This window comes from Luteococcus sp. (assembly GCF_043424415.1).
In the GTDB taxonomy this organism is placed as follows: Bacteria; Actinomycetota; Actinomycetes; order Propionibacteriales; family Propionibacteriaceae; genus Luteococcus.
In genome coordinates this window covers 1-10,881 of the sequence record NZ_JBHWOO010000165.1, presented here as the reverse complement: position 1 = coordinate 10,881, position 10,881 = coordinate 1, and the positions used below count along the sequence as shown (strand labels likewise).

General features: G+C 68.8%; 15 protein-coding genes. 13 read left to right on the top strand and 2 right to left on the bottom strand.

The features are described from left to right. Window positions 1-56: 56 nt before the first annotated feature. The 4 genes from rpmB (at window position 57) to ACHFFZ_RS09970 (ending at window position 3,455) form a co-directional block, all read left to right on the top strand. Window positions 57-242: a 50S ribosomal protein L28 gene (gene rpmB, locus ACHFFZ_RS09985; protein WP_394276477.1), complete on the top strand. Its 186-nt coding sequence runs from the start codon at window positions 57-59 to the stop codon at window positions 240-242. A gap of 115 nt (window positions 243-357) precedes the next feature. After that, a complete protein-coding gene (locus tag ACHFFZ_RS09980; protein ID WP_394276476.1) occupies window positions 358-2,583 on the top strand; it encodes an ATP-dependent DNA helicase RecG in 2,226 nt (741 codons plus the stop codon). 30 nt (window positions 2,584-2,613) lie between these two features. Next, window positions 2,614-3,021 (top strand): hypothetical protein, encoded by a 408-nt coding sequence (locus ACHFFZ_RS09975; protein ID WP_394276475.1) that lies wholly within the window; start codon window positions 2,614-2,616, stop codon window positions 3,019-3,021. Beyond that, window positions 3,018-3,455: a DUF86 domain-containing protein gene (locus ACHFFZ_RS09970; RefSeq protein ID WP_394276474.1), complete on the top strand. Its 438-nt coding sequence runs from the start codon at window positions 3,018-3,020 to the stop codon at window positions 3,453-3,455. Before ACHFFZ_RS09975 ends, ACHFFZ_RS09970 begins: the two co-directional genes overlap by 4 nt. Before the next feature lie 70 nt (window positions 3,456-3,525). Here ACHFFZ_RS09970 and ACHFFZ_RS09965 read toward each other — a convergent pair whose 3' ends face one another. Then, the gene (locus ACHFFZ_RS09965) at window positions 3,526-3,942 is read right to left on the bottom strand and encodes a pyridoxamine 5'-phosphate oxidase family protein (protein ID WP_394276473.1); all 417 of its coding nucleotides are present in this window, start codon (window positions 3,940-3,942) and stop codon (window positions 3,526-3,528) included. Between the two features lie 139 nt (window positions 3,943-4,081). On the opposite strand from ACHFFZ_RS09965, the gene ACHFFZ_RS09960 reads away from it, so the two are divergent. From ACHFFZ_RS09960 to coaD, 4 genes are read left to right on the top strand one after another with little or no spacing between them, the layout of a single operon-like run. Continuing rightward, entirely contained in the window at window positions 4,082-4,579 is a 498-nt protein-coding gene (locus ACHFFZ_RS09960; RefSeq protein ID WP_394276472.1) for a sigma-70 family RNA polymerase sigma factor, read from the top strand. After that, complete coding sequence (locus ACHFFZ_RS09955) at window positions 4,576-5,808, top strand: hypothetical protein (RefSeq protein WP_394276471.1); 1,233 nt, start codon at window positions 4,576-4,578, stop codon at window positions 5,806-5,808. The genes ACHFFZ_RS09960 and ACHFFZ_RS09955 overlap by 4 nt, the downstream gene beginning before the upstream one ends. Before the next feature lie 40 nt (window positions 5,809-5,848). Further along, the gene (gene rsmD, locus ACHFFZ_RS09950) at window positions 5,849-6,460 is read left to right on the top strand and encodes a 16S rRNA (guanine(966)-N(2))-methyltransferase RsmD (RefSeq protein ID WP_394276470.1); all 612 of its coding nucleotides are present in this window, start codon (window positions 5,849-5,851) and stop codon (window positions 6,458-6,460) included. Then, entirely contained in the window at window positions 6,453-6,947 is a 495-nt protein-coding gene (gene coaD, locus ACHFFZ_RS09945; protein ID WP_394276469.1) for a pantetheine-phosphate adenylyltransferase, read from the top strand. Before rsmD ends, coaD begins: the two co-directional genes overlap by 8 nt. Before the next feature lie 142 nt (window positions 6,948-7,089). Here the strand turns inward: coaD and ACHFFZ_RS09940 are convergent, their stop codons facing one another. Further along, entirely contained in the window at window positions 7,090-7,713 is a 624-nt protein-coding gene (locus ACHFFZ_RS09940) for an IMPACT family protein (protein WP_394276468.1), read from the bottom strand. 126 nt (window positions 7,714-7,839) lie between these two features. On the opposite strand from ACHFFZ_RS09940, the gene ACHFFZ_RS09935 reads away from it, so the two are divergent. From ACHFFZ_RS09935 to ACHFFZ_RS09915, 5 genes are all read left to right on the top strand, one after another. Further along, a complete protein-coding gene (locus ACHFFZ_RS09935) occupies window positions 7,840-8,397 on the top strand; it encodes a YceD family protein (protein ID WP_394276467.1) in 558 nt (185 codons plus the stop codon). A gap of 72 nt (window positions 8,398-8,469) precedes the next feature. Beyond that, window positions 8,470-8,661 (top strand): 50S ribosomal protein L32, encoded by a 192-nt coding sequence (gene rpmF / locus ACHFFZ_RS09930; protein ID WP_394276466.1) that lies wholly within the window; start codon window positions 8,470-8,472, stop codon window positions 8,659-8,661. Between the two features lies 1 nt (window position 8,662). After that, window positions 8,663-9,466 (top strand): ribonuclease III, encoded by an 804-nt coding sequence (rnc, locus tag ACHFFZ_RS09925; RefSeq protein ID WP_394276465.1) that lies wholly within the window; start codon window positions 8,663-8,665, stop codon window positions 9,464-9,466. A 2-nt stretch (window positions 9,467-9,468) separates the two neighbouring features. Then, entirely contained in the window at window positions 9,469-10,371 is a 903-nt protein-coding gene (gene mutM, locus ACHFFZ_RS09920; RefSeq protein WP_394276464.1) for a bifunctional DNA-formamidopyrimidine glycosylase/DNA-(apurinic or apyrimidinic site) lyase, read from the top strand. 2 nt (window positions 10,372-10,373) lie between these two features. Beyond that, on the top strand, window positions 10,374-10,881 hold a 508-nt coding region (locus ACHFFZ_RS09915; protein ID WP_394276463.1), incomplete at its 3' end, for a GtrA family protein.

Sequence of the window (10,881 nt, the reverse complement as noted above, 5' to 3'; positions counted from 1 at the left end):
CGCACAGGTCTGAGCAGGTCCGGTGCGAACATGTCCGTCTATCGAGGAGTACTCCAGTGGCTGCCGTTTGTGATGTCTGCGCCAAGGGCCCCGGCTTCGGCCACAACGTGCCGTGGTCGAAGAAGAAGACCAACCGTCGTTGGAACCCGAACATCCAGCGCGTCCGCGCCCTGGTCAACGGCACCCCGAAGCGCGTCAACGTGTGCACCTCCTGCCTGAAGGCTGGCAAGGTCTCCCGCTGACCCACCCCGCCCTGCGTGCAGGGCGCCGTGCAGGCCATCGGACGAGTCACGACTCGCCCGATGGCCTTTTCGTGCGCCCGCAGATGTGTCAGTGCCTCCGAGTAGGCTCGCCGACGTGACGAGCACATGGCAACCGCAGTGGCGCACCGAGACCTTCGCCCAGCTGAACCGGCCCCTCTCCCAGCTGGTCGGCTCCCCGACGGCGAAGATCCTGTCGAGCAAGCTGCGCCTGGAGACGGTCGGGGACCTGCTGCGCCACCTGCCCCGTCGCTACCTGTCCGGCACCGAGGACTCACCGCTGGCCGACCTTCCCGTGGGTGAGGAGGTGGCGGTGCTGGCCAGCGTGGCCAGCGCGGCCGTGCGCGGACAGGAGCCCCGGCGTCGCCTGGAGGTGCGGTTGACCGACGGCGCCGGCTTCCTGACGTGCACCTTCTTCGGCAAGGGGCACCTGGTCAAGTACTGGGCCGGTCAGCTCACCCCCGGTACCCGCGGCATCTTCGTCGGCAAGGTCGGCTCCTTCATGGACCAGCCCCAGCTGACCCACCCCAACTACGTGCTCTTCGACACCAGCGGCGCCGTGGTCGGCAGCAAGGACAAGGCCACCATGGTGCGCCAGGTGGTGCGCGGCGGCTTGGTGGGCATCTATCCGGCCAGCGCGAAGATGCCCACCTGGGAGATCGGCGAGACCGTGGAGCTGGTGCACGAGCAGGTTGGCCCGCTGGCCGATCCGCTGCCCCAGGCCGTTATCGAGCACGAGGGCCTGATGGGTCTCGACGAGGCCTTCCGCGAGGCGCACCGGCCGACCAGCAGGGACCACGCCCAGGCGGCGGCTGACCGGCTGCTCTTCGACGAGGCGCTGCAGATGCAGCTGACCATGGCCTACCGCCGCCACGACAATGCGCATTTCCGCGCGGCCCCGCTGCCGGGCCGCGCGGACGGCTTGCTGGCCGCCTTCGACCAGCGGTTGCCCTTCACCCTCACCGAGGGCCAGCAGCGCGTGGGCGAGGAGATCTTCACCGCCCTGGCCAGCCAGTCGCCGATGCAGCGCCTGCTGCAGGGCGAGGTGGGCTCGGGCAAGACCATGGTGGCCCTGCGGGCCATGCTGCGGGCGGTGGACTCGGGCAAGCAGGCCGTCCTGCTGGCACCCACCGAGGTGCTCGCCAGCCAGCACTTCGAGTCGATCCGCAACCAGCTGGGAGACCTTGCGGCGGGCCAGACGCTGGGTGCGCCGGAGGTGGCCACCGAGGTGGTGCTGCTCACCGGTTCGATGAGTGCCGTGAGCAGGCGCAATGCCATGCTGCGGATCGCCAGCGGACAGGCCGGGCTGGTGGTGGGCACCCACGCCCTGCTGGCCGACCGGGTGAGCTTCGCCGACCTGGGCCTGGTCGTGGTCGACGAGCAGCACCGCTTCGGCGTGGAGCAGCGCTCGGTGCTCAACGAGAAGGCCGAGCTGCGCCCGCACGTCCTGGTGATGACGGCCACCCCGATCCCTAGGTCGGTGGCGATGACCGTCTTCGGCGACCTGGAGGTCTCCACCTTGGACGAGCTGCCGCGGGGCCGGCAGGAGGTCCAGACCAACCTGGTCAATGCAACGCTGCACCCGACGTGGGTGGATCGTGCCTGGCAGCGGATCCGCGAGGAGGTCGAGCAGGGACGCCAGGCCTTCGTCGTGTGCCCGCGCATCGACGCCAAGGACACCGACGAGGTGGCCAGCGACGAGGAGAAGCCGCCGCCCAGCGCCACCGTCGTCGAGACCGTCGAGATGCTGCGCGGCGGACCACTGCAGGGGCTGCGGGTCGAGGCCCTGCACGGGCGCATGCCCAGCGATGCCAAGGACGACGTGATGGCCCGCTTCGCCAGCGGCGAGGTGGACGTGCTGGTGGCCACCACCGTCATCGAGGTGGGGGTCGACGTTCCCAATGCCACCATGATGGTGGTGCTCGACGCCGACCGCTTCGGCATCAGCCAGCTGCACCAGCTGCGAGGCCGCATCGGACGTGGCCAGCACGCGGGGCTGTGCCTGCTCGTCACCCAGGCCCCGGTCGACTCGAAGGCCACCGAGCGGCTGCTGGCGGTCGAGTCCACCCGGGACGGTTTCCGGCTGGCCGAGCTCGATCTGGTGCAGCGCCGTGAGGGCAATGTGCTGGGGGCCAACCAGTCGGGTGGCCGCAGCAACCTGCGACTGCTGCGCGTGATCGAGCACGCCGACCTGATCGAGCACTGCCGACAGGTGGCCGAGGCGCTGGTGGCCTCCGATCCCGACCGCGTGAACCCCTACCTGTCCGACATGGTGACCCAGACCGAGATGCTCTCGGCAGGGGACTGGCTCGAGAAGAGCTGAGGCCACCCGCGGTCGCCTAGGATGAACTTCATGGGAGGTCCAGCCGAGCAGATCGCGCGCCTGCGCGCTGACGCGGACAGCGGTGTCCTGGGGGCCCTGTGCGCCCGTCTCCACATCGATCTCCTGGTGGTCTTCGGGAGCGTGCTTGAGCGCCCCGACACGGCGGGTGATGTTGACCTGGCCTACAGCTTCCTGCGGGATGATCCGGGCGACCATCTCGACGTCGTGATGGCCCTCATGGAGCGCTACGGGGAAGGGCTCGACATCATGTGTCTTGACCGTGCGGGCGTCGTGGCGCGGTGGGCAGCCCTGGGACCGGGGGAGGTGCTCGTCGAACGCACGCCGCAGAAGTACGCGGTGAGCCAGATGACGGCCTTCGGCCAGTACCGCGACACCCACCGGTTGCGCGAGCTCCAGCTGAGGACATTGATCGGATGACGCCCAGGGACCTGTCGACCGCAACCGTCATCGAGCGGCTGATGCTCATGCGGCGCATGCTCGACGTGCTCGACCAAGTCGGGGAACTCGCTGTCTGCGACGTGGAGGTCGACCTCGTCCGCACGGCCGCCGCCGAACGGGCCGTGGCCCAGCTGGTCGACCTTGCCAGCGACATCAATGCCCATGTGGTGGCGACGATGGCTGGCATGCTGCCGTCTGATGCAAGGTCCAGCTTCACGCAGGCAGCGGCCATCGGTGTGATCACGCCCGAACTGGCCGAGGCGATCAGCCCCAGCGTCGGCCTGCGCAACATCCTCGTCCATGAATACGGCACCCTCGACCGGGAGCGGTTCGTGGCGGCGCTTCCGATGGCTCGGGAGCAGTTCACCAGCTACATCGAGCAGGTCGGAAGCTGGATCGCTGGCCGTTCGTAGCGCATGGCGAACGGGCGCCCACCCGGAGGTGGACGCCCGTCGCGGAGTCTGGCCAGGTCTTGCGGTCCTGTCAGGCCTTGGGCTCGGGGCCGAAGGTGAAGCCGCGGCCGCTGATCTCGCTGGGCACCACCCGCACGTAGTGGCTCTTGACGGTGGGAACCCAGGGCTTGAGCGGCATCTTGTCGGCCAGCGCCAGCTCGTGGGCGGAGGTGATCTCGCTGGCATCACCCTTCAGCACGATGCTCCAGCCGCCCTCGTCGTTCCAGCCGTCGACCTCGAAGGCCACGTGGGCATTCTCCGAGAGCTCCTGCAGCTTCGAACCCGATGCGGTGCGGAAGACGATCGACTGACCGTCGACGCAGTAGTTGATGGGGAAGATCTCGGGCTGTCCGTCCTTGGCGGTTGCCAGACGACCCACCTCCTGGCTGGCCAGGTAGCCCCAGCAGGTGTCTTCTTCGATGATGGTGATCGGGTTGTTCTCTGCCATGGGGTCAATTGTGGCCTACCGCGCGGGGTTCCCGCGACGCAGGGGCCACTTCTGCCGTGCTGCCCGGACTTCTCTGCGTCGACTGTCACGCCGACGGGTCGAGCTGCATAGGACAGGGTGAACCCACGAAAGGCACACGATGCGCAGCAGACAGGACTTCGAGGACTACGCCCGGGACATCACCCCCGGCCTGCTGCGACGCGCCCGGCTGCTGTGTCGCGACGAGCACCGGGCCGAGGACCTGGTGCAGGAGACCCTGGCCCGCCTCTACCGCGGCCGACGGCGCATCGACGAGGGCCGCAACCCGACGGGCTATGCCCACACGGTGCTGTTCAACGTCTTCCTGGAGCAGGCACGACGCCGCTCAAGCAGTGAGCTGGCGCTGGCCGATCCAGTACCCCCGCCGTCGCCCGACCCCACCGACGAGGTGGACCGGCGCCTGCTGCTCGAGGCGGCACTGCAACGCCTCGGCGAGACCGAACGGATCGCCGTGGTCGCCCGCTACCTCGACGACCGCCCGGTCAAGGAGGTCGCACAGCTGACGGGCCGCAGCGAGGCATGGGTTCGCACCACCTGTCACCGGGCGCTGGAACGGATGCGCCCCTACGCCACCGCCACCGAGGAGGCACTGCGATGAAGGACCTGGAGACGGAGCTGCGACGCCTTGCGTCCCGGCCGGAGGCCGAGGAGGCCGATCCCGACACCGTGGAAGGACTGGTGCAGGGCGGCATCGAGCGCGGCCGGCGGCGCTCGCGCCGCGCGGGGGCTGCCGCCCTCGCGATCTCGACGGCACTGCTGGGCACCGCACTGGTGGTGCAGCAGTCCGGCATCCTCGACCCACCCACCACACTGGCCGACCATGCTGCGGTTCCACCCCAGCTCGAGAAGGCAGGTAGCCAGACATTGTCGGCGCTGGCGTCGGTCATGCCTGAGCAGATGCGGGTTGAAGCCCACCCTGGCGGGTTCTCGAGCTCGGCAGAGGTGGTCCAGCGATTCACTGTCACCGGCGACCACGGCACTGCCAGTGGTGAGCTGTCAGTCACCCATGCCCCGGGATCTCCGGTGGACGAGCCGAAGGGCGTCGAGCACCGCTGGGGACAGCAGGGGGAGATCCTGGCCCAGCACGTGGCTGACGACGGGCGGGGCGGTGAGCGTCTGGTTGCTGCCGTGGAACTCAAGTACGACTACGTCATGACGATGACCTTGTGGAATCGCAAGGCCGGGGCTGCGAGCCCTGTCACGGCGGACCAGCTGCCCCTGACATCATCCCAGGCATTGGTGGTGCTCGATCGGCCCGATCTCGACAAGGGTGTGGAGCCGGTCCTGGAGGCGATGGCCAGTGTGCGTCACCAGCAGGAACTGTGGGACGAAGAACACGGCGGGCCTGCCCGGACACCTTTGGACGAGGAAGTCTTCACCGATGCGGTGCGGAAGGCATTGGCTCCGGAGGAGGTGAACCACTTCCAATTCAATGGGGACAATGCGGCCGACTTCTGGCTTCCGGACATCCGAACGGAAGCAATGCTCCAGGTCCAGGCGCAGCTGGTCGGTCCCACGCAGTGCTCCGACATGTCCTGGGGGACCGTGTCTTGCCGGAGGATCGCCAGCAGGGATGGCGTGGGAACCGCCGTCGAGCAGGAAGGGCGATGGCCCGGGCTGGGCGGAGGACGGGCTGCCACGTTCGTCCACGCCTCTCCGCGGCGCACCACTGCATGGGGTGACATCGGGATCGTCACGAGGCTGAGCCACACTCCCGAACCGCAGGCCGCGAGCCTCTCCGGCAGGAGTCTCGAAGCGGACCTGGACGTCGTCAGATCTCCGGCCCTGGACCCGCTGGTGGACAGTGCCGCCCGTCAGATGGAGTGATTCCCGAAGCCAGACGGACGCCCGGCTAGTCTTGGACCCCATGAGCAGGATCATCGCCGGCAGCGCCCGCGGCGCCAGGCTGCAGACACCGCCGGGGGAGCGCACCCGCCCCACCACCGACCGGGTGCGCGAGGCACTGTTCAGCAGCCTCGCCACCTGGAATGGCAGTGCCGCCGAGGGGGCCGAGGCCCACCTGGAGGGCATCGCCTTCTGCGACCTGTTCGCCGGCTCCGGCGCCGTCGGGCTGGAGGCCGCCAGCAGGGGAGCGCGGCGCGTGGTCTGCGTCGAGAAGGACCAGCCGACCAGCCGCATCATCAAGGCCAATGCCAGCAAGGCGAAGCTCGGCGTCGAGGTGGAGTGCGCCAGCGTCGACGCCTTCCTGCAGCGCGGCACCGACCTGTTCGACGTCATCTGGCTCGACCCGCCCTATCCCTTCACCAATGACCAGGTGGCCCAGACCCTCGCCCTGGCCATGCCGCGGCTGGTGCACAACGGGCTGGTGGTGCTGGAACGCTCCCGGCGCAGCGGCGTCCCCGCCCTGCCCGAGGGCACCGAGCACTGGCAACGCGACTACGGCGAGACGGTGCTGCACCACGTCCAGTGGTCCGACGACCCCCCATCCGCGCAGCAGGAGGAGAAGACCGATGACTGAGGCCAGCACCCGAGCGATCGTGCCAGGATCCTTCGACCCGATCACCAAGGGCCACCTCGACGTCGTCGAGCGGGCCCACCGCGTCTTCGGCCAGGTGCTGGTGGCGGTGGGTCGCAACTCCACGAAGGCACCGCCCATGTTCGACGAGGCCGAGCGCATCGAGCTGGTGCGTGACGCCGTCGCCCACCTGGACGGTGTCGAGGTGGGGCTGATCGATGGCCTGCTGGTCGACTATGCCAAGGCCCAGGGCTGCGACGTGATCGTCAAGGGCCTGCGCTTTGCCTCCGACTTCGACTACGAGCTGCAGATGGCCCACATCAACACCCACGTCTCGGGCCTGGAGACCGTCTTCCTGCCCGCCGGCGGCCCCTATGCCACGATCTCGTCCACCATGATGCGCGAGATCGCCCGCTTCGGCGGCGACGTCAGCGAGTTCGTCACCCCGACCGTGGCCGAGGCCATCCGCCGCAAGGTCTCCCGCGGCTGACCCGGCCCGGTCGCCGGCGCCCTTCACCGACTCCCGTCCACAAACCACATCGAGGGCCTGTGATGGTGCAGCATCTGCACCAAGGGCTGCTGTGGATGTGGTTTCTGGACGAGGGCAGGAGATCAATCGCCGTGCGGCCGGCTCAGCAGTCCACCCAGCGGCTCCCGACGCGCACCAACTCGGCCCCGCCATGGCTGAGGCTCGCCAGCAAGGCCTCGACCTGGTCGAGATCCTCGTCGCGGATGCCCAGGGTCATCGTGACGTCCCTGCCATAGCTGGTCCCAAGCACGCTGGTGCCGCCCGCACGCAGGGCCGACTCGGCCCGCGCCGCCAGCGCATGGTCCAGCCGAACCTCGTGCTCACCCACCAGCTCGCGCTCCCGGACGGTCGCGGCCTCCAGCCCGGCCCGCACCGCATCGGAGTAGGCGCGCACCAGGCCGCCGGCTCCCAGCAGCGTTCCGCCGAACCAGCGGGTCACGACGGCCACCACCTCGGTGAGGCCGGAGCCCCGCAGCACCTCCAGCATCGGGGCGCCGGCTGTGCCGGAGGGCTCGCCGTCGTCGGAGCTGCGCGCCATGGAGCCGTCGGCCTGCCAGATGAAGGCGGAGCAGTGGTGCCGGGCATCCCAGAACTCGCTCCGGGCCTGCTCGATGACCTCCCGGGCGGCGGCCTCGTCGCTGATCGGGGCTAGCTGGCAGCGGAAGACGGACCGTTTCACCTCGATCTCGGCGCCCACCGGGGCGAGGATGGTGCGGTAGCGGTTCACCAGTCCAGACAACCACATGCCCGCGGCAGGGCGTGAGTAGCTGGTTTGGTGGCCGGTCGGCTCTCGGATAGAGTTGGTCCTCGGTCATGACTCCCGTCATGCCGTCGTGCGTTGGAGGGATCCGTGATGAACCAGCATCACCGCCTCGATGCCCGCTCGCCTCTCGTCCTCGAGATCCACGAGTTGGCACGTCGGGCCGGGACGATGAAGGAGATTCACCGGGTCGCCGAGGCGCCGGCGGATCTTGGCATCGACATGATCGCAGTACCCCAGGGCTCAGACATCGTCCTCGACCTCCGTCTGGAGAGCGTGGTCGAAGGTGTCCTGGTCACCGGTACCGCGGAGGTCACCCTGGAGGGGGAGTGCGCCCGCTGCCTGACGAAGTTCTCCGACGAGGAGACCTACGACCTGCAGGAGCTCTACTTCTACCCCGAACGGGAGGCCGAAGAGGACGCCAGCCGGATCGAGGACGAGTTGATCGACCTGGATCCCGCGCTGCGTGACGCCGTGGTGCTGGAACTGCCCTTCACGCCCCTGTGTCGGGATGACTGCTTGGGACTGTGCATCGAATGCGGTGCCCTCCTGAACGATGATCCGGACCACAGCCATGGCGAGGCGATCGACTCCCGCTGGGAGAAGCTCGTCGCGCTGGACGTGCGCGGCACCGAAGAGAAGGACAACTGATCCGGCCACTGGCTGGTTCCCGACAGAATGACCGCATCCCCGCCCGGATGCGGATAGCCCTAGGAGAAGATCGTGGCAGTCCCGAAGCGGAAGATGTCCCGCAGCAACACGCGCAGCCGTCGCAGCCAGTGGAAGGCCACTGCCGTCAACCTGGTGACCTGCGTGAACCCCGCGTGCCGTGAGGCCCACCTGCAGCACACCGCGTGCCCCGCGTGCGGCCAGTACGGCCCCCGCGCCTCGCGTCGCCAGGTCCTCGACGCCTGACATGGCGGCTCACGCGAGCCGTTTCCAGAAGCTTCTCGACGAGCTGGGTGTCCCATTGGACGCCCAGCTCTTCGAGCTTGCCCTGACCCACCGCTCCTTTGCCTACGAGAACGGCGGCATCCCCACCAACGAGCGGTTGGAATTCCTCGGTGACTCGGTGCTGGGCGTCGTGGTCACCGAACACCTCTACGCCACCTTCCCGGACTATCCGGAGGGCCGACTGGCCAAGCTGCGCGCCGCCGTGGTCAATGCCGTCACGCTGGCCGAGGTGGCCCGTGGTCTCGAGATCGGCCCGATGGTCAAGCTGGGGCGTGGCGAGACCACCACCGGTGGACACGACAAGACCTCGATCCTGGCCGACACCACCGAGGCCCTGATCGGTGCCGTCTTCCTCACCGGGGGCATGCCCAAGGCCGAGACCTTCGTGCACCACATCTTCGACCCGCTGGTGACCCAGGCCGACCAGATGGGTGCCGGGCTGGACTGGAAGACCTCCCTGCAGGAGGTCTGTGCCAATGCGGGCATCCCGATGCCCACCTACCGCATCGAGGAGTCGGGCCCCGACCACGACAAGCGCTTCGTCGCGCGCGCGGTCGTCGACGGCGTCGAGTACGGTGCCGGCGAGGGACGCAACAAGAAGCAGGCGGAGCAGGAGGCGGCAGGCCTCGCCTTCGCCGCGATCCAGGCCGCCCGGGCCGAGCAGGAGCGGGCCGAGCAGGAATTGTCGGCAGCGCCCGCCACGCCCACCGAACCGGTGATCGGCTCGGCCTTCCTGCGCGACGCGGACACCACCTCCAAGGCCTGAGCGTGCCGGAGCTTCCCGAGGTCGAGACGGTTCGCGCCGGTCTCGAGCCGCTGCTCACCGGACGCCGCACCAGCGGCGTCCGGGTACTGCACCCCCGCCCCGTGCGCAAGCACGACGCCGGCCCGCACGACTTCGAGCTCACCCTGACCGGACGCACCTTCGCTGCTCCGCGCCGTCGCGGCAAGTACCTGTGGTTCCCCCTGACCGACGGGGACGCGGTCCTGGCCCACCTGGGCATGAGCGGCCAGTTCCGTGTCGACCGGCCCGACGCGCCGTTGTTGCGCAATACCCGCGTCCTGTTCGACCTGGACGGCGGCCAGGACCAGCTGCGCTTCGTGGACCAGCGGATGTTCGGCGGGCTCCAGCTCAGCCCCGGCGGTGCGGAACTGCCCGCCGAGATCGCCCACATCGCACTGGACCCCTTCGACGAGCACTTCGACCTCGACGAGGTCGCGCAGCGCCTGCGACGCAAGCGCACCACCATCAAGCGGGCCCTGCTCGACCAGGGCCTGGTCAGCGGCATCGGCAACATCTACGCCGACGAGGCGCTCTGGCTGGCCCAGATCCATCCCGAGCGCCCCACCGAGAAGCTCAGCCGCGCCCAGGCCTTCGCCGTGCTGGAGGCGGCCCGCACCGTCATGGCCGAGGCGCTCGGGCAGGGCGGCACCAGCTTCGACGCGCTGTATGTCAAGGTCAACGGCGAGTCGGGCTATTTCGACCGTTCGCTGAATGTCTACGGACAGACCGATCGCCCTTGCCCCCGCTGTGGCACCGGCGTCATGCGCGAGCAGTTCATGAACCGCTCCAGCCACTACTGCCCCCACTGCCAGCGGCGCCCGCGCGCCTCGACCTCCCGAGCTGCCGCCTCCCGCGCCTCCACTCCCGACACCACTAGGATCGGGTGATTGTGAGCCACATCCCTGAGAGCACGCCCGGCGGCGAGTCGCGCCTTCAGCGCGGACGACGCCACCTGCGTCAGTTCATCAAGTTCGGCATGGTCGGCGGCTCGGGTGTCGTGGTCAACATGGTGGTGGCCGTCATCATGACCAAGTTGCACGGCGGCACCGCCCACGACAACGACCCCCTGGTCTTCCTCACCGAGCGCCACGCCCTGCGCTTCACGCACGTGGTGTGGATCGGCGCCTTCGTGGTCGCCAATTTCTGGAACTTCCAGCTGAACCGTTCGTGGACCTTCAAGCGGGAGCACCGGCGCAGCTACTGGCGCGAGTTCTGGCCCTTCTTCGCCGTCGGCTCGGTGGCCGCGGCGGTCGGCCTGCTGATCAAGACCGCCCTGACGAACCCGACCAGCATGTTCTACCTGCCCTCGTCGGTCTTCGACGGCAGCCAGGGGCTGCGCGACCGCGCCTACTGGGCGCAGCTGATCACCATCGTGCTCACGCTGCCGATCAACTTCG

Coding starts and splice junctions, on each gene's coding strand:
- ACHFFZ_RS09965 (WP_394276473.1), bottom strand. CDS start 3,942: ATGGCAGAGAACAACCCGATCACCATCATCGAAGAAGACACCTGCTGG.
- ACHFFZ_RS09955 (WP_394276471.1), top strand. CDS start 4,576: ATGAAGGACCTGGAGACGGAGCTGCGACGCCTTGCGTCCCGGCCGGAG.
- ACHFFZ_RS09935 (WP_394276467.1), top strand. CDS start 7,840: ATGAACCAGCATCACCGCCTCGATGCCCGCTCGCCTCTCGTCCTCGAG.
- rsmD (WP_394276470.1), top strand. CDS start 5,849: ATGAGCAGGATCATCGCCGGCAGCGCCCGCGGCGCCAGGCTGCAGACA.
- ACHFFZ_RS09960 (WP_394276472.1), top strand. CDS start 4,082: ATGCGCAGCAGACAGGACTTCGAGGACTACGCCCGGGACATCACCCCC.
- coaD (WP_394276469.1), top strand. CDS start 6,453: ATGACTGAGGCCAGCACCCGAGCGATCGTGCCAGGATCCTTCGACCCG.
- ACHFFZ_RS09975 (WP_394276475.1), top strand. CDS start 2,614: ATGGGAGGTCCAGCCGAGCAGATCGCGCGCCTGCGCGCTGACGCGGAC.
- ACHFFZ_RS09970 (WP_394276474.1), top strand. CDS start 3,018: ATGACGCCCAGGGACCTGTCGACCGCAACCGTCATCGAGCGGCTGATG.
- rnc (WP_394276465.1), top strand. CDS start 8,663: ATGGCGGCTCACGCGAGCCGTTTCCAGAAGCTTCTCGACGAGCTGGGT.